Below are 24,754 nucleotides of genomic sequence, written 5' to 3'. Positions count from 1 at the left end.
TGGTATAATAAATTAGCTCGATCGAACTAACTCACAGTAAAATAGCAATTTCTCTCAGAATCATGAACAAGATTGTTGTAGGCCTCTCCGGCGGGGTCGATAGTTCCGCAGCAGCCGCAATTTTACACCATCAGGGATATGAAGTGGTGGGTTTAACGCTGTGGTTGATGAAGGGCAAAGGTCAGTGCTGCTCTGAGGGAATGGTCGATGCAGCTAAAATTTGCGAAGATTTGGGCGTTCCCCACCACATTGTTGACAGCCGCGAGGTCTTTCAGGCAAGTATTATTGATTATTTGGTGGAGGGTTACAGTGCAGGAGTTACGCCTCTGCCTTGTTCGCAGTGCAATAAAACTGTGAAGTTCGGGCCAATGCTTAAGTATGCTCGCGAAGAACTCGGAATTGAAAAAATCGCTACAGGCCACTACGCTCGGATTACTTACGATGCTGCTACGGGTCGCTATCAGTTGCTGCGGGCGATCGACCCTGCGAAAGATCAGTCTTATTTCCTGTATGATCTAACACAGGATTTGTTGGCGGGTACGGAGTTTCCTTTGGGGGAAATTACCAAGACTGAAACTCGCAGAATTGCGGCGGAATTTGGATTGACAACTGCTGATAAGCCGGAAAGTCAGGATTTGTGCTTGGTGGAAAGTAACGGTTCGATGCGGGCTTTTCTGGACAAGTACATTGCCCCGCAAAAGGGTGACATTGTGGACAAGTCAGGGCGGGTGCTCGGACAGCATGACGGTGTGCACCACTACACCATCGGCCAGCGGAAGGGACTCGGTATTGCTGCACCGGAACCGCTGTATGTGATTGAACTTGATGCTGCTGGCAATCGGGTAATTGTGGGCGATCGACAGTTGGCAGTAGAATCTGAATGTACAGTCCAGAAAGTGAATTGGGTTTCTGTGGCTGCACCGACGGCTCCGATTCGGGCTCAGGTACAAATTCGATATCGATCGCAACCCGTCCCGGCTACAATTATTCCTGTAGAATCCTCCCAAGCAGAGGAAAAAGTCGGCGGTACAAGAGTTAAGTTGATTTTTGACGAACCGCAGTTGAGCATTACCCCCGGACAAGCGGCTGTTTGGTATGACGGCGATGTGCTATTGGGCGGCGGCATCATCGAAAGAAACCAACTCCCCGGTTGATTTAAGGGGCCGGCTAGAAGCTCACCCCACAAGAAACCACCCACAAAAAAACTAACTCTTTGTGGAACAGGCATCTTCCCTGTTCCCAGAAGCTCCCCCCACAACACACTTCCCACAAAAAAATTCACTCTTTGTGGAACAGGCATCTTGCCTGTTCCCAGAAGCCGACAAGAAACCTACCACAAGAAAATTCACTCTTTGTGGAACAGGCATCTTGCCTGTTCCAAAAGGAAACTTATATTTCATTTCACAGGGTACATTTACCTAGCTAACTTTTTTTCCAAACGCAAGATATTTCCCCTAGCATTAGTACGGTACACCCAAGTTTGCCTACCATCAGAAACCACAACCCGCCAACCTTCGACAATCATTTGACCGCAAATTTCATCCGCTTTCGAGAGTCCTAAACAAGTATTCGGCCAACTTTGTCCGCTCGATTCCGTTACTTTCAACTTGTCAGCAGCAATGCCAGTGGAGCCGGACAACTCTCGGCGAACTGCTGCTGCTACGGTTGCGGGCAATTTGTTCGGGGGATTTGGGGGAGTCGTCTCCGCCAAATTTCCCGGTTCGGAAATTAGACTATTTAGTGCCAATACCGAATAGCTGATTTTTTGGGGCACCGCGGCTGAGGAAAATTGCTGCGCGGTTTGCGGCGGTTGCCTTTCCAACTGGGCAAGGGAATCTTTGAGAGCGCCCGCGTTAGCCGCAGCGGTGTGTCTTAGCGCCGGATACATTTCCCATACCAGAATTCCTGTCAGCACCAAAGCCAAGATTACAGGATTGGGCTGCTTTTGGTCTCGGTTTTTATTCTTTTGAAAACTATTGTTGGAGATTCTTTTCATCATACGCCCTCTGCCTCACTTTACACAATGCGCGATCGCTCCTGGACACTCAACTGCAGATACTGATTTAGACACTATTGCTGGTGTTATTGGTTCCTTTGTGCAGAACCGACTTGACTGCGGGTTGCTGGTGCGGCGCAAGTATTTCCTACTCGCGGCCGGCAGTTGTGTTTCGGGAAAGTTGCACTACCCAGTTATTACTTAATTTTTACTTTTTGTCTCAGGGTATTAAGAAAAATTTATGCTTAAGTAAATATTCTTAAAAGCCTCTAATCCTGCCCCCGACTCTCAGTACAAATTACTATTCTTCGTTCCAAAACTGCTAAACGTGTTTTAGACTGTGAGAGGCGAGCTGAGCCAAGGATATCACAGGGATGCCACAAAATTTGTTGCAACAGGACTAAAGCGCATTAGAAATTAAATTAGCTATCGCTGATTAATTGTATTAGCATTGTGGTTTTCTAGAGTGATCGTCCCCGCAACTACTTTAGTAGCAAAGGCTACTTTTTGAGTACAATTTTGTGGACATCTATCCATTATGAACAGGAAATCCCTGGCAATCCATTTAATGAATCGGCTGAGTTATCCTCAAAAATTTCTCCTGATCGGTTTTCTATTTGCAATACCGTTAACCTTGGTCATGTACCTGTTGATTTCCGAAATTAACAGCAGGGTTGATTTTACTCAAAAAGAAATTTACGGTAATCAATACTTGCGCCCACTGCGCCAGTTGAGGGAATACATACCGAAACTTCAACTGTTAAATTATCAGAGTTTAAATCCTAATTTAAGCAATTCAGAATGCAGAAACGATTTAGAAGCCAAGATAGACAAGAACTTTCAAGCCCTAGCAAATACAGATGACCTGCTCGGAAACATATTAATGTCCAGTGAAAATTTTTATAAAATTTATCAAGATTGGCAAAACTTTAAACTTCGCCGCAGCCAGTGGAGTTTAGAAACTTACGATTTTGTCTATCAACGTTTAGCTACAGACATTGATAGACAGAGCGCTCGCGTCGGCGATACTTCCAATCTGATTTCCGACCCAGATTTGGATACTTATTATTTAATAAATGCTACTTTGCGTCAGATTCCAGAAATGGAAAAAATTTTGTCAGAGATTAGGCTTATTTCTCAAAAAATTAGCCTGCGTGCCGATGCCACACCAGAAGAAAGAGCGCAACTGATTACTCTTTCCAGCCGATTGAGAGAAATCAATGATGATTTGCAAGTTAACATGGAGGTAGCATTTAGCAATAATCATCAGGGGAATCTGCGCTCGGCATTAACACAGGATTTAATAAAATTCAACTCTCTGGTTAAGCAGCTAACTAAGCAACTAGATCAAACAATATATCAAACTGTATCACTAAAATATTACGCCTACATCACAGGAAGCAATTTGGCTTTAAATGCAAGTTTTAAACTCGGAGATAAAACTGTAAATGAGTTAGATTTTCTTCTTCAGTACCGGATTGCTGCTTTTGTTAAGAGGAAACAAGTGATTATTATTTTAGTGTTAATAATATTAGCTCTCGTTATTTATCTATTTGTGTCTTTTTACAGGGCGGTTATGCAAACTGTATTTGTTCTTGACGAAACATCAAAAAAGATGGCAAGTGGCAATTTCGCACAAAAAATTATTTTGGATAACAGAGATGAATTGGGGCAAGTTGTGGGTGCGTTTAACAAGATTGCCGATGCCTTAGTTGTTGCAAATCAAGAAATTACTGTTCTCAACGATCGCCTAAAAGCTGAAAATATGCGAATGAGCGCCGAACTAGACGTTACTCGGAAGATTCAGCAGATGCTGCTGCCAAAAGAGCGAGAACTTAAGGAAGTTATCGGCTTAGATATTGCGGGATTTATGGAGGCTGCTGAGGAAGTGGGGGGCGACTATTACGACGTACTCCAGCACAAAGGTAGAGTAAAAATCGGCATTGGGGATGTGACGGGACACGGATTGGAGAGCGGTGTTTTAATGATTATGGTGCAAACGGCAGTCCGAACCTTGCTCGCTTACAATGAACCAGACCCAGTAAGATTTTTAAGTGCTATTAACAGTGTAATTTACGATAACGTGCAGCGGATGAAATGCGACAAAAATGCTAGTCTTGCCTTGCTAGACTATGAGGAGGGGATTCTGAAGTTAAGCGGCCAGCACGAAGAAATGATTGTTGTGCGGTGTAACGGTTGTGTAGAGAGGTTTGATACAATCGATTTGGGTTTCCCGATCGGGCTGGATGCAGATATTGCTGAATTTGTTGCAGAGAAAATTGTGCATTTGCGTTCAGGAGATGTGGTTGTGCTGTACACTGACGGGATTACGGAAGCTCAAAATATGGATGAACTGCTTTATGGTTTAGATAGGTTAATAGAGGTAATAGAGATTAATTGGCAGCGTTCGGCTACCGAAATTAGGCACGCTGTAATTAAGGACGTGCGATCGCATATCGGCGAACAAAAAGTTTTTGATGACATCACATTGCTGGTACTTAAACAAAAATAACTACTTGGATATCCCTTCTAAAGTTTAAAATATATTCAGTGATGTCCGTCATCTCAAACTTTAGGTCTCACATTGATATGATTCAGATTTTAGGCGATTTCATAGAGCAGCCCGCTAGCCAAGAATACTTAATAATTGGATTTTCTCCGAGTTCGGTTCCTCTCAAGCAGCGGTGGCGGAACAACGGTTTGTCGGCGGATTTTCTGGCTGACTACCTGACGACTTTTTTTCCGGGCAACCAAGATGATCCCGCGACAATTGAAAGACAAGCTGAAATAAAAAGCGCTGTTAGCTACATTGCCAACGAGTTATTGGAAAATGCCATGAAGTTTAATGATGAAACCTCGGAGTACCCGATCGATATTAAACTGCAATTAGAGAGCGACGGAGTGATTTTCTCAGTTGCTAACAGCATCTCTCCGCAAGCGGTGGACAATTTTCAGGCTTACATTCACCAGTTACTGACCTCGGATCCAAGCGAACTTTACATTCAGCGGTTAGAAAAAAATGCTGCTGACGAAACCTGTACGAATTCTGGATTGGGTTTGTTGACCATGCTCACCGATTATACCGCCAAACTTGGCTGGAAATTCCAGACCGTGCACAAAGACCCGGAAGTAATTGCGGTGACAACTATGGTGCAATTAACAGTATAACCAACGCTAGCGATCGATAATATCTAAGGGACTTTTTTTTGTGGCTATGGAAATTAATACAGAAGATTACCAGATCTGTTACGATCCAGCAACGGCAACCGTGAGTTTTATTGGATCTCTAAGGCTGAGCGGGCCTGCAGAGTACGCGCCGATAGCGCAGTTTCTGACCAAAGTTGCCGACTTGGAACCGACAAAAATTACCCTCAATTTGCAGCAGTTAGAATTTTTGAACAGTTCTGGTATCAATATGCTATCGAAGTTTATTATCGAGATCCGCAAAACAGCCAGGGTGCAAATGGCGGTGCAAGGCTCTCAAAGCATAGCATGGCAAGGTAAGTCTTTGAAAAATTTCCAGCGCCTGATGCCTGGTTTGCAGTTGGATTTTCTCTAGAAACACGATTACTTTTAGGGTGCGAGATGTTAAGCAATTTTTTATTAGTCGAGGCGCAAATTCTCGAGTTATGCTGGAAGAACAACCATCTAGAGAACAGCTACTTTTAGAGATAGAAAGATTGCGCCAGCAAGTGGAAGACTTGAAGGAGGAAAAAGCGGATCTGGAAATCTTGCTGGAAACTACTGCTGAACATTCCGATACGGTTGAAACTGAGTTGCGGTATCGCGCATTCGAGGCGGTGCGCGAAGGCGAAATCAAGCTGGCTCAATTTCTCGAAGCGATTCCCATAGGTGTGCTCGTGCTGGATTCTCAAGGCAGACCTTACTACATAAATCACGCCGGACAGCAGTTACTCTGCCAAGGAGTTTTGCCCTTAAATGCAGTTGAGGATTTGTCAGAAATTTATCAAATTTATATTGCGGGAACTGAGACTATTTACCCTTTCGAGAATTTGCCCATCGTCCGAGCTTTGAGGGGCGAAAACGCGACGGCCGAAAATCTGGAAATTCATCAACCCTACAAGAAAGTTCCCCTTGAGATTTGGGGAACACCAATTTTTGACGAGGGTGGCAAAGTTGCTTTTGCGATCGCAGTTTTTCAAGATATCACGGAACGCAAACAAGCTGAAGCGGAGCGTCATAAATTTCTTAACAAACAATCTGAGGACAATTTAAAGTTGAATAAATATCTGGATGCTGAATCAGAATTAACTGATGCCTACGCGCGATTTGTACCCCATCAATTTCTAAGTTTTTTGGGATATGAAAGTATTATAAATGTCAATTTAGGCGACCAAGTGCAGCATGAAATGTCGGTGTTATTTGCGGATATTCGCGACTTCACGACGCTTTCAGAAACTATGACTCCCCAAGAAAATTTTAAATTTATCAATGCTTACCTTTCGCGGATGGAGCCTGCGATTACTAGCAATAACGGGTTTATTGACAAATACATCGGCGATGCAATTATGGCTTTGTTTAGTGACTTTGCCGATGATGCAGTGAAAGCGGGTATCGCAATGCTAAATATCCTCAGAAATTACAACGAAGACCGTCAAGGTGTCGGCTACGTCCCGATTCAAATTGGCATTGGCATCAATTCGGGTTCTTTGATGCTGGGGACAGTCGGGGGTAAAAGCCGAATGGACAGCACCGTGATTAGCGATGCTGTTAATTTAGCATCTCGCATTGAAGGATTGACCAAAGATTACGGCGTACCTCTGTTAATTTCTCAGCAGACTTTGGAACGGTTGCGAAATCCGAAGGATTATGCTATTAGGATTGTGGATAAAGTACAGGTAAAAGGAAAATCTCAATATGTCGTAGTCTATGAGGTATTTGATGCAGATCCGCCGGAAAGTTTGTCGGCAAAGCTAGCAAATTTGTCTGTATATAATGAAGCTATGTTACTGTGCGATCGCAAGGAATTCCGAGAAGCGGGAAAATTATTTGAAGAGTGTTTGCGAACAAATCCCAGCGATCATGTAGCTCGCATTTACCTGAAACGCTGTCGGGATTGGCGATCGCTCCTTAAAGGAATTTAAAGCAGCTTACTCGATTTTAGATTTTAGATTGACTCCATATAGCAATCCTCGCATCACTTGTGAATTTCTTACTTTCTCCCCGCGGGATCGGGGAGGGTTGGGGTGGGATAAAAAATTTACGACTCCTGTAAGGATTGATATATATCTTGAGAGTGATGACTGACCTCTGGCCTCTGTCAAAGGTGTAAAATATAAACAGCTTTATAGCTGTTACTTCTGGGGCTTCTCAAAAGAGAACGGCTTAGAACCCAAAAACCAGCGATCGGTAATTAGGTGCGAGAACGGCGGCAAGCGCTGAACCTGTCTCAGAAAAAGTTGGCGGATGAATTAGGGATGACCTTTCCCACGATTAATCGTTGGGAAAATGGACAGGCTACGCCTTCTGGCTTGGCACTCAAGCAAATTTAGATATTGCTGGATGAGTTGGGTAATTCGCCAGATGCAACGCTTGGCGACAGCAGTAAGGCGTGGCGAGCAAGATATTTTTCGGATAAGGAGTACAAAGGGTGAGTTTAGAGGGAATCAACAGCATTTTCAGAGATATTCGACTACTTCCCTATGGTGTGGCGATCCTCTCCGTGGCTGTGGCACTGGCACTAACCCGATCGCTTTTACCGTGGCTCTACCCAACCACGATGCCCCTGTTTTTCATCGCGGTGATGGTGAGTGCGTGGTATGGAAGTTTCGGGGCTGGGTTACTGGCAACAATTTTATCCACGCTGGCAATCAACTATTTTTTTATTGAGCCGTTCTATTCCTTACAGATAGTTAATGTAGAGACAATTGTTCGGCTGAGTATGTTTTCGATCGCCGCAGGATTGAGCGCTTCACTCAATCTATCGTGGCGCACAGCTCTAAAAAATGCGAAAGCAGCCTTGCAAACTTTACAGGAGGCAAGGTCGCTAGAACAAAAGGCCCAGCTTCGGGGCCAAGTCGCACAAACTGCGGCGACTGCGGCAAAAGAACAGCTAGAAACGGTACTTTCTAGCATCAACGATGGGTTTTACATCCTCGATCGGGATTGGCGCTACACCTATGCCAACGATCGCTACTGTGAAATGGTTGGAATGCCCCGGTCAGCGCTGCTGGGTCAGAACGTTTGGGAGTTATTTCCGACTGCCGTTGACACCGATGCTTACGTGCTGTTTCATCGGGCAATGCGCGCACAAACGCCCCTCCAGTTTGATTATCTGTACTCTCCTTGCAAGGGTTGGCATGACCATCGAATTTACCCTTCCCCCAGTGGACTGACCGTTTTGCTTGCAGACATTACTGATCGCAAACAGGCAGAACTCCTGCTAATCGAGCAGAAACGACTGCTGGAGTCGATCGCATTCGGAAAGCCACTAGACGACTGTCTGGCAGCGGTATGTGACTCAGTAGCCAGGCTGAATCCGGGTACCCGCGCCTGCTTTCTGCTAGCCGACGATCGGCGGCTGACGTTGAAGAGATCCATTACTCCAGACTTTCCACCGTCTTTTGGTGAAGGACTCAAGGATGCTCCGATTAACGATTTGTGCATTGGAACCTGTGGCGAAGCAGTGTATAGCGGTCAGCCCGTGACCTGCGCCGACATTGCCAACGACGATCGCTGGTCGCAAGCATGGCGAAATTTATGCGTGGCTCATGGCATTCTAGCGTGTCATTCTCAGCCCGTGTTCAGGCAGGACAATGTAGCTATGGGGTCGCTGATGCTGTGCTTTAGGGAGGCGCGGATGCCGAGTGATTGGGAACATAAACTCGCGGAGTTCGGCACCCAACTTGCCAGCATCGCCTTCGAGCGCGATCGATCGTTCCAGGCGTTGCGTGAGAGCGAAGAACAACTCCGACTAGCTTCCGAAGGCGGCAATTTGGGTTTGTGGTATTGGGATATAGAAACTGACACGCTGAGTTTGACGGACATAGCCAAAGCGATGTTTGGTTTACCCGTCAATACCGCAATGTCCATGAAGGTGTTTTTAGAAGCGGTGCATCACGACGATCGCCCATTCGTCCACACCGTACTCACTGAGCTAAAAGCGAATCAACCGCATACTGAAATAGAATATCGGACGCTTTGGGCAGATGGCACCGTTCGTTGGATTTTGGCAAAGGGCGATTGCGCCTATAACGCTGAGGGCATGATAATTTCGACGCGCGGCGTATTAATCGACATCAGCGATCATAAACAAGCCGAAGAAGCCTTGCGTCAAAGCGAAGAGCAGAGTCGCAACATTCTAGAGAGCATTGATGATGGATTCTTTTCCCTTGATGAGAATTGGCGTTTCACTTACCTGAATCGGTCAGCGGAAATTCTGCTAGACCGCACTTCGGGCGATCTGATTGGGAAGAATTTGTGGGAAGAATTCCCCGGACTCAATGGCAGCGAGTTTGAGCGGGTTTATCGGCGCGTGGCAAACGAGCGCGGGGCTTTGTCAGTCACGGCGTTTTATCCCGATCACGATCGGTGGTATGACGTTCGCACCTACCCTGCCGCGAACGGGATTACCATTTATTTCCGAAATGTCACCGATCGAAAACTGGCCGAGGAGGTATTGCAACAACGAGAAGCAGAACTTCGTTTAGTGACCAATGCCGTGCCTGCCTTGATTTCCTTTGTAGACTCAGACCAACGCTACCGCTTCAACAATCGAGCATATGAAGAATGGTTTGGACATCCGGCAGCGCAAATCTATGGCAAGCACCTTCAAGAGGTTTTAGGCAAAACTGCCTATGAAGGAATTCGTCCTTATGTTGAGCAAGTCTTGGCAGGAAAGGAAGTGACTTTTGAAACCCAAGTTACCTACAAAGATGGTGGAACCCGTTATATCAATGCGACCTATGTTCCCCGCTTCAATAGCCTGGGAAAAGTTGAAGGGTTTGTAACACTGGTCAACGATATCACCGATCGCAAACAAGCCGAAGCCACACTACGGGAGAGTGAGGCACGGTTCCGGCTGATGGCAGATGCCGCCCCTGTGCTGATTTGGATGGCCCGCACCGATAAACTCTGTTATTACTTCAACCTCCCGTGGCTAAACTTTACGGGACGGACGATCGAGCAAGAAATGGGCAATGGTTGGACAGAAGGAGTCCACCCCGACGACTTTGAGCGCTGTTTAGACACGTATGTGACTGCCTTTGATGCCCGTCAACCGTTCAAGATGGACTATCGCTTGAAACGCTGTGATGGCATATACCGTTGGATTATGGATGAAGCTGTTCCTCGCTACGGATTGGACGGCGAGTTCTTGGGCTACATCGGCTCCTGTGTGGATATTGAAGACCACAAACAAGCTGAGGAAGCCCTGCGCGAGAGTGAATCCCGCCTCCGTCTGATCTTTGAAAGCGCCAAAGATTATGGCATCTTCACCCTCGACCTTAACGGCATTATTGACAGTTGGAACTCAGGGGCAGAAAGGTTGTTGGGCTATACCGAGACAGAAGCAATTGGTTGCTCGATTCGGATGATCTTCACGCCTGAAGATAACGAACAAGGACAAGCTGAGTACGAGAGGCAAACTGCTCTACTGCAAGGACGGGCAGAAGACGAACGCTGGCACGTCCGCAAAGATGGGAATCGCTTTTGGGCCAGTGGATTGATGATGCCCCTGCTTAATGAAGCGGATTGTCCGCAGGGATTTGTCAAAATCATGCAGGACAAGACCGCACAACGGCAAGCAAGTGAGCGACTGCAATTGCTGTATGAAACTACCCGCGATCTGTTGAATACAGAACAGCCTCTGGCTTTGATGGACACGCTATTCAGCAAACTTGCAGTGCAACTCGATCTGCACTCTTACTACAACTTCATGGTGGAAGAAAAAGACAACCACCCGATGCTGCATTTGAGAAACTATGAGGGCATCTCTGAAGAAAGGGCGCAGGCGATCGCCTGGATCGATTTAGGGGAATATCTCTGTGGACTGGTTGCCCAAATGCAGCAGCAACTTGTCTTGAATCAAGCCGAACTTTCCACTCATCCGAATGGTAAAGCCGCCTATGAACTGGGCATCACGGCTTACGTGGGTCAACCGTTAATCGCTCAAGGGCGGTTATTAGGGACGCTCTCATTTGCCAGTCTGACTCGGACGGACTTCACGCCTGCTGAAATCGAGCTGCTGGGATCTATCTGTGACCAGATCGCGATCGCTCTGGAACGGGCAAATCTGAACGATTCACTCCAGCAGCAAGCGGAACAGCTAAGACAGGCCAATCGGATCAAGGATGAGTTTTTAGCGGTACTATCCCATGAGTTGCGATCGCCCCTCAATCCCATCCTGGGCTGGTCAAAGCTGCTGCAAACTGGCAAGCTGGATGCGGCGAAAACTGCACAGGCGTTAGCGACGATCGAACGCAATGCCAAGCTGCAAAGTGAATTGATTGAAGATTTGCTTGATGTCTCGAAAATTCTCCAAGGCAAGCTCAGTCTTAATATTCGTCCAGTCGATTTAGCTTTAACTGTGGAATCGGCGATCGAAACTGTCAATTTGGCTGCTGTTGCCAAATCCATTGATATTCGGACTGTGTTAGATCCTCAGATCGGACAAATTTTGGGGGATTCGGGCCGTTTGCAGCAAGTTGTCTGGAATCTTGTTTCCAATGCGGTCAAATTCACTTCAGCCGGGGGGCGCGTTGAGGTGAATTTGACTCGTGTTGGCAATCACGCTCAAATTACGGTGGCGGATACAGGGATTGGCATCGCACCGGAGTTTTTACCCTACGTGTTTGACTACTTCCGCCAAAAAGATGGCGCTACAACCCGCAAGTTTGGTGGCTTGGGATTGGGGCTGGCGATCGTGCGGCATCTAGTGGAACTGCACGGCGGCACCGTTGGGGCAGATAGCCCCGGTGAAGGGTTAGGAGCTACCTTTACCGTAAGACTGCCCCTATCACCGAAGGTAAGACAAGAAAACTCTCTTGCAGGACTTTCGGAACGATCGAGTACGGATGAACCGTTATCCGGGATGCGGATACTTGTGGTAGATGATGAGCCGGATATGCGAGAGTTGATTTCCTTTTTGCTAGAAGATGCAGGTGCAGAGGTACTGACTGTTGCTGTCCCTCAAGAAGCCGTGACAGCGTTGGCTAATTTCCAGCCAGATGTCCTGTTGAGCGACATTGGAATGCCGGGGATGGATGGCTATATGCTGTTGCGGCAAGTGCGAACCCTGCCGCCAGAACGAGGTGGGTTGATTCCCGCGATCGCCCTGACTGCCTATGCAGGCGAGTTTAATCAACAGCAAGCTTTGCAAGCTGGATTCCACCGACATCTGGCAAAGCCGATCGAACCGGATAAATTAATTAAGACGATCGCCGAACTTCTTAGCAAGAACACTCATGACCCAGCAAGCTATAAAAATTGAGCCGAAGGATCTCAAACCGATCGAACATCACCAAGCTTTTAAGTTGCTGTGGTTAGGCAGCGATATTTGTATTACAGGAGAATCTACCAATAAATCCGGTTTCTAGTCTAATAGTGCGTAAGTCCTGATAATATAATCAATAATTTGGAGTGTCAAAAAAAGACGATGAAAATTAACAAGCAGCAGCCTAGAATACATATAAAACCTTCAGTGATTAAAGCGATAGCTCTGTTCTGTCTGTGCTGCTTGTTAACTGCAAGTTGTGGACAAAGAACACGTCCATCGGTGAATGCGAGCGGCGAAAATGCTAATAACCGCGTTACTATTGGCACAACCTTGAAATTGCGGACGCTTGACCCTGCGGACGGTTACGAAACCTTATCTGGACAATTGCTGCGAAATTTGGGCGACACTCTCTACACCTACGAGTCTGGAACTACAAAGTTAATCCCCCACTTAGCGACAGCAATGCCAAAAGTTAGCCAAGACGGATTGACATATACAGTCCCCTTGCGTCAAGGAGTTATTTTTCACGACGATACACCGTTTAACGCCGCAGCAATGGAATTTTCCTTGCAGCGGTTTATCAAAAATGGTGGCAGTCCGGCTATGTTGTTGAGTGATGCAGTAGAATCGGTGAAAGCCACGGGCGAATACGAATTAACTTTTCAACTCAAAAAGCCTTTTTCTGCTTTTCCTTCCCTCTTGACATTTTCGGGTATGTGTGCTGTTTCTCCGAAAGCATACGAGATTGGACAGGGTAAATTTAAACCCGATACGTTTGTGGGAACTGGACGTTACAAACTTGCGAAGTACGGCAGCGATTCTGTCAAGTTTGACGTGTTTGAAAAGTATTGGGGGGAAAAGCCGGTTAATCAAGGAATTGACATTTTGCTGCTTTCTAGTTCCTCAAATTTGTTCAATACTTTTCAGACTGGTGCCGTTGATGTGGCTTATTTGTCTCTGGATGCAGACCAAGTTCAAAGCTTGGACGAGGGAGCAAAAAAAGGGAAATGGCAGGAAATCGCGGGGGAAAGCAGTACGGTTAATTACATAACGCTGAATACCAAGTCTAAACCGCTGGACAAGTTAGAAGTCAGACAGGCTATCGCAGCAGTGATGGATCGCCCGGTGATTAACGAGCGCGTACTGCGGGGACAAGCACAACCGCTTTACAGTCTGATTCCCACAAACTTCGACGTTCAAAAACCGGTTTTCAAAGAACTCTACGGTGATGCCAACACGACAAAGGCTAAGGAACTTTTAACGAAAGCGGGATACTCTGCCACCAATCCTTTCGTTCTGCCAATTTGGTATGCTTCATCTTCCACAAAACGAGCTTTAGTGGTGAGCATGATGGAGGCGCAAGCTAAACTCAAAATGGACGGGATAATGAAGGTAGAAATTAACAGCGTTGAATCTCCGACTTTGTTTCAAAACATAGAGAAGGGAATTTATCCTGCAGTTTTAGTGGATTGGTCGGCTGACTTTTTTGACGCTGACAATTACATCCAGCCGTTTTTAGATTGTGCCACGGGTTCCGAGGCTGAGGGCTGCTCTAAGGGTCAAAGTCAAGGTCAGGGTTCGTTTTATTATAGCGATCGAGTAAATCAACTGATCGACAAGCAACGAAAAGAAGCAAACCCTGAAACCCGCAAAGCCCTGTTTGCCGAAATTCAAGACATACTGGGTAAAGATGTACCTTTCATCCCTCTTTGGCAGGATAAGGACTATACGTTTGCTCAGAACAGCATTACCGGCGTCCGTCTAGAACCGACGCAATCTTTTCCTTTTTGGTTCCTGAAAAAGCAATAATTCGTTACAATAATTTTTGGGAGTTGAAACGTCAATAATTATTGCATATTTTGTGCACAACAGGGTGATGATTGTCACAGTTTATCAAAGAGACTGATCACCCGACCCTCTTTAATAATGTGGGATATTATTAAGAGAGAGATATTGCTGAGGGTGGGTATATGAAACTTGGAATTTTAACAACAACAGGGCTGCTGATTGCGATCGGTTGTGCATCGGGAGTAAAGGCAGAAAACGTATCACACGTCAAGCAATTATTAGAAACTAAAAAATGTAGCCAATGTGACTTGACAGGAGCGCAGCTTGCTGGTATGAATCTGAGCGGGGCAGATTTGAGCGGTGCGAATCTCAGAGGTGCAAATTTGAACGGTGCAAATTTGGACGAAGCCAAACTGAACGAAGCAAATCTGAAACAAGCTAAATTGCAAGGTGCGAGTTTAATTGCGGCTAAAATGCACGGGGCTAATTTGGAGGGTGCTGATTTGAGTCGCGCTAATCTGAGTTTGGCGGGTTTAGTGATTGCGAGTTTGAAAAATACCAACCTCACCAGCGCTAATTTAATCGGCGCTAATTTAGAAAGCGCCAATTTGGCAGGTGCAAACCTGAGAAATGCTCGCCAGTCTTTAGCGAATTTATCTAATGTCAGCCTCAGAGGTGGCAGTTTGTCGGGAATAGACGTACAGGGAGTCAACTTGCGGGATGCAAATTTGACCAATGCAAATTTGAACGGTGCAAATTTGAACGGTTCGGACTTGACAGGTGCTAATTTAAAGAATGCCAATATGGCAAATGTAGATTTGAAAAACGCTTCTTTGCCGTAGGACGATCGCCAATTGCTATATCAAATTCTGGTGCTTAACAAAGTTAATATAATAAGGTAGGGGCAATTCTGAAATTGCCCCTATAGTTTTAATTGTAGGATTTATCTTGTTTCCGGTCGCGGAGGAGGTCATTGTTCGGTGTGCGAAGCTTTTCCCTGGCGTCTGCGATTGCTTCATAATTGGGAGCTAGGATCAATCTGACTCGTGAGCATCTTGGGCGAAGCGGATAATGTCATCATCGCCGAGGTATTCACCATTTTGGATTTCAATCATCACCAGGGGAATAACGCCTGGATTTTCTACGCGGTGAGCAGTATTCATGGGAACGTAGGTTGACTGTTTCTGCATGAGAATCGTCTCTTTGTCGTCGCAGATAACTTTAGCCGTACCGGAGACGACAACCCAGTGCTCGCTGCGGTGATAGTGCATTTGGGTGCTGATGTGATGCCCCGGCTTGACTTCAATGCGATTGATCTTATAACGATCGCCCGCGTCTATGACTGTAACTTGACCCCAGTAGCGGGTTTGTGTGCGATCGTCAGTTTTTTCGATTGTGTCCACTGTTTCCACCATGCTGTTTATCTCGCTAACGGTGTCTGTAAAAATATCTGTAGTTGAAAGTATAGCAGGGATGGGGTAAGTGCGTAAGTCCGTAAGTGCGATCGATTTAAACATTACTCAATTAGCCGCCACTCGCGAGCATCCACAAATTGAGACAAATGCCCCACATTTGTGGTGGCAATTATCACCTCATGCCCTTCATTTGCCTCCAATATTGCTTGAGCCGCCAAAATCACATCCCCGTCAAGTGCACTGGCTTCTGCAGTTGGTCTTCCTCTCATTCTCGCGTCAGCCCACAACTGAGCCGCTAGAAGCATTACCTCCGAAGTCAAAGGACGGTAGGGGATTTGCGATTTAAGTTGATCAAGTCGTCTAATACCTTCCGTTTTACCTGCACGAATTAATTCGCGCCTCACCTCATAGTCAGCAATTTCAGGAAGCATGACAATGTAACCTTTTAGCGGCAAAGATTGCAGCCAGACTTTACCCTCTTGAGATAAAGGAGAGTCGGCTTTGGGATTTGTAACAATTCCTAATGGCCCCGAATCTAACAACACTATTCTGCTCATGGAATGCTCTTATATATGCACGGGGCTTTCTTCTAGTGCCTTGCGGAGAACTTCAGCGGTTTCTGTTTGCTCCTGTTCATCTCCATCATCTACCCAAGACTGTAACAGCTTGCTCAGAGCTTCGTGCTGCTGTAAAGGATCGATAATTTCTGGTTTTTCGTTATCCTCATTTCCTTCCTTTAGCCCCGCTAGCATTACTCTGGTCATAGCTTGATTTCTGTTGATACTTCCCTCCTTCGACAGTTTAGTAAACTCTACATTTTCAGGTGTCTCGGCGGGTTCCGACAATCCTGGCTTAACTGTCACAGTTTCCAGAAATAACCTCATCATTTTAAGCAAATTAGGCCAATATTCTCTCGGAGTTTGCTGAATTACACTGAGAAACTCTACCATTTCATTACCAATGCGAATTTCTGGCACTGAAGTTGGTGTCTCTGGGTTTTCAGTGATTAAAGCTCGTTCAGACATACTTTTTTTCTCCTCAAGCGGATTTATAGGGATTGGCAGGTCGATATCCTGGATCGGAATTAGAGATTGGCGATCGAACTCGCCTCTACTTATATTTTAAACAAAAAACGGGGGATGATTCATGGAGATTCTGGGATTTGTTGTAACCGCAGATGTCAGCGGATTAACACAGATGAACGCAGATAAAATTCATCTGCGTACACCTGCGTTCATCTGCGTTTCAAGATAAGCAGTTCGCTGAGTTTCGACGAAATTACTTGCTCAAAACACCATCTGGAATCCCCAAAAGATCCTCAATGCGAGGCATATCTTCCAAAGCAATCACTCGTCCTTCATCCTCAAAACCAGCAATTTGATCGAAATTCAAATAGCGATACAAATCCCCAGCAAAAGGATCGATTCTCTTCGACACGATGTCATTGTATTCTTGGACTGTAGGAATGCGACCTAACAGCGAACAAACAGCAGCCAATTCCGCCGAACCGAGATAAACTTGTGCGTCTTTGCCCATGCGGTTGTTAAAGTTGCGGGTAGAAGTTGAAAAAACCGTTGTCGCATCTTTAACCCGCGCTTGATTGCCCATACAAAGACTGCATCCGGGCATTTCTGTACGGGCTCCAGCGGCTCCAAAAATGCTGTAATAACCTTCTTCTTTGAGTTGCTGTTCGTCCATCCGAGTTGGCGGACAAATCCACAGGCGAGTTTTCACTTCCCCTGCACCTTCCAATACCTTCGCTGTGGCGCGGTAGTGACCGATATTTGTCATGCAGGAACCGACAAATACTTCGTCAACCCGATCGCCCGCAACCTCACTCAACAACTTAACATTATCCGGGTCGTTGGGAGCAGCCACAATTGGCTCTTTAATCTCGTTCAGATCAATTTCGATGATTTCAACGTACTCCGCATCAGCATCCGCCTCCATCAGCACCGGATTTGCCAGCCATTCCTCCATCTTCGCCACGCGGCGCATCATCGTCCGCGCATCTTGATAGCCCCGCGCCACCATGTTTTTCAGCAGTGCGACATTAGAACGAATGTACTCAGAGACCGTCTCAGCGCTCAATTTAATCGTGCATCCAGCGCAAGAACGCTCGGCGGAGGCATCGGTCAATTCAAAAGCCTGCTCGACCTTCAAATCGGGCAACCCTTCAATCTCCATAATCCGCCCAGAAAAGACGTTTTTCTTATTCTGTTTGGAGACTGTCAGCAAACCTTTTTGAATTGCAACATAGGGAATGGCATTCACAACATCCCTGAGCGTTACTCCCGGCTGCAATTCGCCCTTAAATCTGACTAAAACCGATTCCGGCATATCCAAAGGCATGACGCCCAATGCCGCAGCAAATGCCACCAATCCCGAACCCGCAGGAAAGGAAATTCCCAAAGGAAAACGAGTGTGAGAATCGCCGCCCGTTCCCACCGTATCTGGCAATAACATCCGGTTCAGCCAAGAGTGAATAATGCCGTCTCCGGGGCGCAAAGCTATGCCGGCGCGCTCTGCCATGAAATCGGGCAATTCATGGTGAGTTTTGACATCAACTGGTTTTGGATAAGCGGCGGTGTGGCAGAAACTTTGAATAACCAAATCGGCGCTAAATCCCAAACAAGCAAGTTCTTTCAATTCGTCGCGAGTCATTGGCCCTGTGGTATCTTGCGAGCCGACTGTTGTCATGACTGGTTCGCAAGATGTACCGGGACGAACGCCGGACAAACCGCAAGCTTTGCCTACCATTTTTTGTGCTAAAGTGAAGCCTTTGCCCGTATCTACTGGGATTGTAGGACGGGTAAAAATAGTGCTGGGTTCTAGTCCTAAAGCTTCGCGGGTTTTGTCGGTTAAAGTGCGTCCAATTAATAGCGGAATTCGGCCACCGGCCCGAACTTCGTCTATAATTGTGTCGGGTTTGAGGGTGAAGGTGGAGATAATTTCTCCGGCTTCGTTGGTAATTTCGCCTTTGTAGGGATGGATGGTAATTACCATTCCAGTTTCCATTTTGGAGACATCACATTCTATCGGCAATGCGCCGGAATCTTCAGCGGTATTGAAGAATATCGGGGCGATCGCACTTCCTAAAATATAACCGCCACTGCGCTTGTTCGGCACAAACGGAATATCATTGCCAATGTGCCAGAGCACGGAATTAATCGCCGATTTCCGTGACGAACCAGTACCGACAACATCACCAACATAGGCTACGGGATGACCTTTTTGCTTCAAGTCGGCAATGGTTTGCAAAGCCCCAGGCATCTTACTTTCGAGCATCGCCAAAGCGTGTAGGGGAATGTCCGGCCGCGTGGTAGCATGAGGTGCAGGCGACAAGTCGTCAGTATTGGTTTCTCCAGGAACTTTGAAGACTGTAACGGTAATCGCTTCTGGCAATACAGGACGGCCTGTAAACCACTCGGCATCCGCCCAAGAATCGACTACCTGCTTGGCGTAGGGATTGGTATCAGACAAAGCTATAACGTCGTGGAAAGCGTCGAATACTAACAACGTTTTGCTCAGTGCCCGGGCTGCGGTGGCGGGAATGGCAATTTCCGCAGTGGGGTTGAGCAAATCGATTAAAGATTGGACGTTGTAACCGCCCATCATTGTCCCCAGCAGGTAAACTGCCCATTTGGGAGCAATTAGGGGGCTGTGGATTTCGCCTTTAGCAATGCCAGTTAAAAAACCAGCTTTGACGTAGGCGGCGCTGTCTACGCCTGGGGGGACGCGATCGCGCAATAATTCTATTAAGGTTTCTTCTTCTCCTGCCGGCGGATTTTTCAGCAGTTCACACAGTTCCGACGTTTGCTGGGCGTCTAGCGGCAGGGGTGGAATTCCCAAAGCTGCCCGTTCGGCAGCGGTACGGCGGTAAGATTCAAGCATTTCTCCTCTCTCCTCGGATAGTATTCGGTGGTTGTGTGTAGGTGACTTTACTTTTTAGATTAGGAGCTTCCGCTGCACATTGGGTAAAGTACCTCGCCATACATCAAAACTTAACGCAACTTTAAAAACAGTAGATTGTCATACCAAAGACAGATGTGTTCTCCACCGGGAGTGCAGCATATCCCACCCCAGCCGAGCAGTTTAGAGGCCTTCAGTTGCATTGTTGTGGTTAAGATTAATGTGTTGTGGGCTACTGTCGATCGTCAAGAGCATCTATCCCTGACAACTAAAGCTAGGGAAGCATTTGTCAATGAGCAATTATGCTCAGAATATACTCGAATTTTGGCTACAAAACTCAGATTGGCGCGATCGAGGAATCATGCCGAGCGCCATATTTATGCCCACCCACTCCCAAATCGCGAATTTTCTACTCCTAGAAAAGCAGTTTTTTTGAGTAATATTACTGATTGACAAATGAAATTAAGTCTTCAGTTGTTACCAATGCTCTGCATCTGAAATCGTCATTTACCACAAGTTTAAAAAAGTTGTCCTGCTAATGGATCGATTAAACAATGGAAAGTTTTATCCCTGAAAACTCTGAAAACTGTCACGGCTGGGCCTCCAAGCCAGACTTGTACAAAGAGCTGCAAGGAACCAAAGAATTACTGCTGACGATCGCCAACTCGATGCCAATACCCCTGATCGTGAGCAGTCTGGCGGACGGCACAATTATTTATAGTAACGATTTATGTCGTCAGGCTTTCGGGTTCACAGGATTTAAGTCGATCGACCGCCAAAAAGCCGAAATGCTCTACCACAAACCGGCAGAGCGCCAGGAATTGCTGTTGCGGCTCGCCCGCAACGGACACGTCCGCGAGACAGAAGTCCGGCTTAAAAAAGCTGACGGCACGCTGTTTTGGGCAAGTGTATCGATGCGGTATCTGGCATTGGTGTCGGGGAAAGCTGTTCTGTCGGTGTTCAGCGACATTACGGATCGGAAGCGAGCGGCCGCCAAGGAGCAGGAATTGCTCACGTCAATCCACTCGCGGGCCCGCCAGCAAGCGGCCGTCGCTTACTTGGGGCAGCAGGCCCTGGCCGAAACAGATTTGTCTGCACTGATGGACAAAGCTGCCGTTTTAATTGCTCAAACGCTGGACGTTGATTATTGTCAGTTGTTAGAACTGTTGCCCTCTGGTCATGCTTTTCTGCTGCGAGCGGGGGTTGGCTGGCAGCCGGGCCTCGTCGGCAGCGCTACTGTTGCCGCTTCTGCCCGATCGCAAGCAGGTTACACATTGCTAGTGGGCGAACCAACAATCGTCGAAGATTTGCGGGTGGAAACGCGCTTTAGCGAGTTGCCGCTACTGCATAACCACCGGGCTGTCAGCGGCGTTACTGTAATTATTCCCGGCAATCGGGGACTGGGGAGGAACTGGGGACAAGCAGAGCCAGCAAACAGTTCATCCTCGCCGGCATGGGGCATTTTGGGGGTTCATACCAGCCAAGGGCGGGTTTTCAGTCAAGATGACGTTTATTTTGTAGAAGCGATCGCCAACGTGTTAGCTGCGGCGATCGAGCGCATTATATCGCAAGAGCGCTTACAAATGATGGAACGGGCGATCGAAAGTTGCAGCAACGGCATTGCCATCACCGACGCAACCGTTGCAGATAATCCGATTATTTATGTCAATCCCAGTTTTGAGCGGATTACGGGTTATAGCAGAGACGAGTTAATGGGCAAAAATTGCCGATTTTTGCAGGGCACAGATACTGACAGCCCCGCTGCCAAACAATTGCGAATTGCGATTGAAGAAGGAAGAGAATCTCAAGTTATATTACGCAACTTTCGGAAAGACGGCACGCCTTTTTGGCACGAACTGTCGATCGCTCCGATTTACAACTCGCGGCGACACTTAACCCACTTTATTGGAGTACAAACAGACATTACCGACCGCCAGCGCTCAGAAGAAGAATTATTTTTAAATTCTCAAGCTTTAGCAGCTTTTAGCGCTAATCTCAAACACTTGCACCGGATTACAACTTATCATTATCAAAACTTTGAAGAACGGGTTGACGATTATCTAACAGCAGGCTGTTTGATGTTTGGACTTTCTAGGGGCATCCTGGCTGAAGTTGACAGCGAAACTTTTATTGTCCGAGCATCGAAAACAGATTTACAATACTTCGTGCGAGGCTTAGAATTGAACCTCGGCGATACTTTCTGCGCGGCAGTCATTAAACTTAACAAAACAGTTGCGTATTCTCATATAGGAGCAGATATTGAGATGCGCGAACATCCTGCTTATCAGAACTGCCATGCGGAATCTTACATCGGAACGCCGATATTTGTTAACAATAAAACTTACGGCACCTTAAGTTTTAGTTCGCCAGAAATAAAGAAAAGAAAGTTCAAGTACGAGGAAATAGAAATTATAGAATTGATGGCTCAAAGTATTGGGAAAATTCTGGCGGTTCACCAAATGGAAGTCGAACGCCAGCAAGCTGAAAAAGAGCGCTGCGAATTGATAGTATCTCTCAAAGAAAGTGAAGAACGCTATCGCCGTTTAGTAGAACTATCTCCCGAAGCGATCGCCGTTCACAGTCAAGGGAAAATCGCCTACATCAATGCTGCCGGCGCGAAACTCCTCGGTGCGAGCTCTCCCGAAGCGCTGATTGGCTTTCCCATATTGCATTTCGTCCATCCAAACTATGTGGAAATAGCCACAGAGCGGATTCGGCTAGTCGAGACAGAAAATCAGCCACTCGACCTTGCCGAACAAAAACTGATGCGGCTCGACGGACAAATAATAGACGTTGAAATGGCCGGCATCCCCGCTATTTATCAAGGCTCGACGGCCGGCCAGATTATTATCCGAGATGTCACCGAGCGCAAGCGAGTAGAACGGCAACTGCTGCACGGCGCTTTTCACGATGCGCTGACGGGTTTGCCCAACCGGGTTTTGTTCATCGACAGGCTAGGACAAGCCATCCGCCGATCCAATCAGTCCCCCGATTACAAATTTGGTTTACTTTTCCTAGATTTAGACCGCTTCAAAGTAGTTAATGATTCTTTAGGACACGTTTTAGGAGACAAACTGCTAATTGCCCTCGCCCAGCGACTGCAAACCTGCGTCCGGGTTTCTGATACCGTCGCCCGACTGGGGGGAGACGAATTCACCATCCTGCTAGACCACATTCAGAGCCTCAGCGACGCCACCCTCGCAGCTAAAAAGATACAAAAAGAACTGACGAAGCCGTTTCATCTCGAAGGGCACGAAGTATTTACCACAGCTAGCATTGGCATTGTTTTCAGTCGAGGCGAAGCCACCGCCAGTGGCGAATCGAATCCGTACACTCACCCAGAAGAATTCCTACGCGATGCTGACATCGCTATGTACCGCGCTAAAGCTTTGGGTAAGGCCCGCCACGAAGTTTTTAATTTGGCGATGCACGACCAAACTATGTCGCTGTTGCAGTTAGAAACTGACTTGCGGTTGGCTATTTTGGGCAAGGAGGAATTAGGAGAGAGCAAGGATCAATGTTCGCACTTTATTGTGCACTACCAACCGATTGTTTCGATCGCCAGCGGTGCGCTCGAAGGTTTTGAAGCCTTGGTGCGCTGGCACCACCCAGTTCGGGGTCTAGTTCCGCCGTCTACTTTTATCCCTGTAGCTGAAGAAACAGGTTTGATCGTGCCTCTGGGAGCCTGGGTGTTGCGGGAAGCTTGTCAGCAATTGCGGATTTGGCAAGAAATGTTAACCGAGGAACAGGGAAGAAGTCAAATGGAAGTCGGAACAAGGCCCTTCGACTCCCTTCGGCATCACTCAGGGCGAGTCGCTCAGCGTAACCAGAAGGAAGAAGGTGCTTCGACTTCGCTCCGGGTAAAAAGAGGGAAGAGGGTAACGGGCAATGTAGAGGATTTAACTGATGTAACAGATACAGGGCATGAGGAACACGGAACTTTTACTGAGGTTAGCCCTAGTATTGGTCACAGGGAAGAAAGAATCGGTAAAAAATTACCAATTCCCAGTTACCAATTCCCGATTACGGATTTCCACTCATCTATTACCAATTCCCAATTCCCAATTACCAATACTTCGGCTACATTAAGTACAACTTCCCAGGTACCAATTCCGAATTTTAAATTACCCATTATTGATCCTTCGCAATTAACAATGAGCGTCAATCTCTCTCCTAAACAGTTAGGTATGCCGAATTTAATCGAGGAAATCGATGAAATCTTAGCAAAAACTGGCTGCGATCCGAGCTGTTTAAAATTGGAGATTACTGAAAGCGCGATCGTGGAAAATGTGAAAAAAGCAAATATTGTGCTAGCCCAATTAAAAGGTAGGAATATTCGATTGTCGATCGACGATTTCGGTACTGGCTATTCGTCTTTGAGTTACTTGCACCGTTTTCCGCTTGATACACTGAAGATCGATCGATCTTTTGTGAGCCGCTTGGGGGCTGTCGAAAACGGTGACGACGGGGGTCAGCCTGTGCAGATTGTGCGGGCGATCGTAACTTTGGCTCACAATTTGGGATTAAATGCGATCGCCGAAGGTGTAGAGACAGCCGAACAGTTAGCACAGCTTCGAGAATTAGACTGCGAATTAGCTCAGGGATATTGGTTTTCTAAACCTTTGGACAGTTCTGCCGTGACAGAAATCCTGATAAATCTCGGTAATATAGCAATTATGGACTGATTGAGGTACAGATTGGTAAATAGTGCCTCACCCTGTGAAGACATTTTTGCTACAAACTCCTAATCTCAAAACTGATGCACCAGGGAATAAATGGTGCATCAAAATTAGAGTTTAGGTGATGATATCAAATCTGTTAGGATCGGAATTATTCATCTGCGTGAATCCGCGTCCATCCATTTTCATCTGCGGTTAATACATTCTCTTTTTTTAACCGCAGATGAGGGCAGATTAACACATATTCACGCAGATAAATGAGTTCAATTCCGGTTGTACCGTCCGTGATTGTTGAGTATTGATATCGTTTCCGGTTGCATCGGAATGATTTAACCGCAGAGGGCGCAGAGAACGCAGATGGAGAGAATACAGAGAGGAATAATTCCGATGCTACCGGATTTGATATGACTGGATTTTATAGCAGAAGGAAGCAGGAAGAAGCAATATAATCAATCGTTTCAGCCATTAACAACCTCCTAACCGTCTTGGCGGTTGCTATATCAGGACG

17 protein-coding genes are annotated in these 24,754 nt (G+C 46.7%); 12 read left to right on the top strand and 5 right to left on the bottom strand.

Annotated features, from left to right (window positions below; all coding sequences use genetic code 11):
* The first annotated feature begins 62 nt into the window (after positions 1 to 62).
* Complete coding sequence (gene mnmA, locus QUB08_RS12850) at positions 63 to 1,154, top strand: tRNA 2-thiouridine(34) synthase MnmA (protein WP_333225069.1); 1,092 nt, start codon at positions 63 to 65, stop codon at positions 1,152 to 1,154.
* Positions 1,155 to 1,414: 260 nt separating this feature from the next.
* Here the strand turns inward: mnmA and QUB08_RS12845 are convergent, their stop codons facing one another.
* Positions 1,415 to 1,999, bottom strand: coding sequence for a hypothetical protein (locus QUB08_RS12845; protein ID WP_333225068.1), 585 nt, complete (start codon positions 1,997 to 1,999; stop codon positions 1,415 to 1,417).
* A 535-nt stretch (positions 2,000 to 2,534) separates the two neighbouring features.
* Here QUB08_RS12845 and QUB08_RS12840 point away from each other — a divergent pair.
* From QUB08_RS12840 to QUB08_RS12800, 9 genes are all read left to right on the top strand, one after another.
* Complete coding sequence (locus QUB08_RS12840) at positions 2,535 to 4,508, top strand: PP2C family protein-serine/threonine phosphatase (protein WP_333225067.1); 1,974 nt, start codon at positions 2,535 to 2,537, stop codon at positions 4,506 to 4,508.
* Positions 4,509 to 4,585: 77 nt separating this feature from the next.
* The gene (locus tag QUB08_RS12835; RefSeq protein WP_333225066.1) at positions 4,586 to 5,164 is read left to right on the top strand and encodes a DUF6272 family protein; all 579 of its coding nucleotides are present in this window, start codon (positions 4,586 to 4,588) and stop codon (positions 5,162 to 5,164) included.
* A gap of 46 nt (positions 5,165 to 5,210) precedes the next feature.
* Positions 5,211 to 5,555, top strand: a complete 345-nt coding sequence (locus QUB08_RS12830; protein ID WP_333225065.1) for a slr1659 superfamily regulator — start codon at positions 5,211 to 5,213, stop codon at positions 5,553 to 5,555.
* A 70-nt stretch (positions 5,556 to 5,625) separates the two neighbouring features.
* Entirely contained in the window at positions 5,626 to 7,101 is a 1,476-nt protein-coding gene (locus QUB08_RS12825) for an adenylate/guanylate cyclase domain-containing protein (RefSeq protein WP_333225064.1), read from the top strand.
* Between the two features lie 273 nt (positions 7,102 to 7,374).
* Positions 7,375 to 7,509 (top strand): helix-turn-helix transcriptional regulator, encoded by a 135-nt coding sequence (locus QUB08_RS12820; RefSeq protein ID WP_333225063.1) that lies wholly within the window; start codon positions 7,375 to 7,377, stop codon positions 7,507 to 7,509.
* 98 nt (positions 7,510 to 7,607) lie between these two features.
* Positions 7,608 to 12,446 carry a PAS domain S-box protein gene (locus QUB08_RS12815; RefSeq protein ID WP_333225062.1) on the top strand — a complete coding sequence of 1,613 codons (4,839 nt, stop codon included), beginning with the start codon at positions 7,608 to 7,610 and terminating at the stop codon, positions 12,444 to 12,446.
* Positions 12,421 to 12,552, top strand: a complete 132-nt coding sequence (locus QUB08_RS12810) for a hypothetical protein (RefSeq protein ID WP_333225061.1) — start codon at positions 12,421 to 12,423, stop codon at positions 12,550 to 12,552. Before QUB08_RS12815 ends, QUB08_RS12810 begins: the two co-directional genes overlap by 26 nt.
* 59 nt (positions 12,553 to 12,611) lie before the next feature.
* Entirely contained in the window at positions 12,612 to 14,261 is a 1,650-nt protein-coding gene (locus QUB08_RS12805) for an ABC transporter substrate-binding protein (RefSeq protein WP_333225060.1), read from the top strand.
* A gap of 161 nt (positions 14,262 to 14,422) precedes the next feature.
* Positions 14,423 to 15,082 (top strand): pentapeptide repeat-containing protein, encoded by a 660-nt coding sequence (locus QUB08_RS12800; protein ID WP_333225059.1) that lies wholly within the window; start codon positions 14,423 to 14,425, stop codon positions 15,080 to 15,082.
* A gap of 192 nt (positions 15,083 to 15,274) precedes the next feature.
* Here QUB08_RS12800 and QUB08_RS12795 read toward each other — a convergent pair whose 3' ends face one another.
* The 4 genes from QUB08_RS12795 to acnB all read right to left on the bottom strand — a co-directional run bounded on the left by QUB08_RS12795 (position 15,275) and on the right by acnB (position 19,549).
* On the bottom strand, positions 15,275 to 15,655 hold the full coding sequence (locus QUB08_RS12795) for a cupin domain-containing protein (protein WP_445300914.1): 381 nt from the start codon (positions 15,653 to 15,655) through the stop codon (positions 15,275 to 15,277).
* A gap of 101 nt (positions 15,656 to 15,756) precedes the next feature.
* Positions 15,757 to 16,212: a nucleic acid-binding protein gene (locus QUB08_RS12790; protein WP_333225057.1), complete on the bottom strand. Its 456-nt coding sequence runs from the start codon at positions 16,210 to 16,212 to the stop codon at positions 15,757 to 15,759.
* A 9-nt stretch (positions 16,213 to 16,221) separates the two neighbouring features.
* On the bottom strand, positions 16,222 to 16,680 hold the full coding sequence (locus tag QUB08_RS12785; RefSeq protein WP_333225056.1) for a hypothetical protein: 459 nt from the start codon (positions 16,678 to 16,680) through the stop codon (positions 16,222 to 16,224).
* A 253-nt stretch (positions 16,681 to 16,933) separates the two neighbouring features.
* Positions 16,934 to 19,549, bottom strand: coding sequence for a bifunctional aconitate hydratase 2/2-methylisocitrate dehydratase (gene acnB, locus QUB08_RS12780; protein ID WP_333225055.1), 2,616 nt, complete (start codon positions 19,547 to 19,549; stop codon positions 16,934 to 16,936).
* 135 nt (positions 19,550 to 19,684) lie between these two features.
* Between acnB and QUB08_RS12775 the strand changes: the two genes are divergently transcribed.
* The gene (locus QUB08_RS12775; protein WP_333225054.1) at positions 19,685 to 20,020 is read left to right on the top strand and encodes a hypothetical protein; all 336 of its coding nucleotides are present in this window, start codon (positions 19,685 to 19,687) and stop codon (positions 20,018 to 20,020) included.
* A gap of 101 nt (positions 20,021 to 20,121) precedes the next feature.
* On the top strand, positions 20,122 to 24,252 hold the full coding sequence (locus QUB08_RS12770; protein ID WP_333225053.1) for an EAL domain-containing protein: 4,131 nt from the start codon (positions 20,122 to 20,124) through the stop codon (positions 24,250 to 24,252).
* Positions 24,253 to 24,754: the final 502 nt, after the last annotated feature.

It is taken from the genome of Microcoleus sp. BR0-C5, from assembly GCF_036705045.1.
GTDB lineage: Bacteria > Cyanobacteriota > Cyanobacteriia > Cyanobacteriales > Microcoleaceae > Microcoleus.
This window is presented reverse-complemented; position numbering and strand designations above follow the sequence as displayed.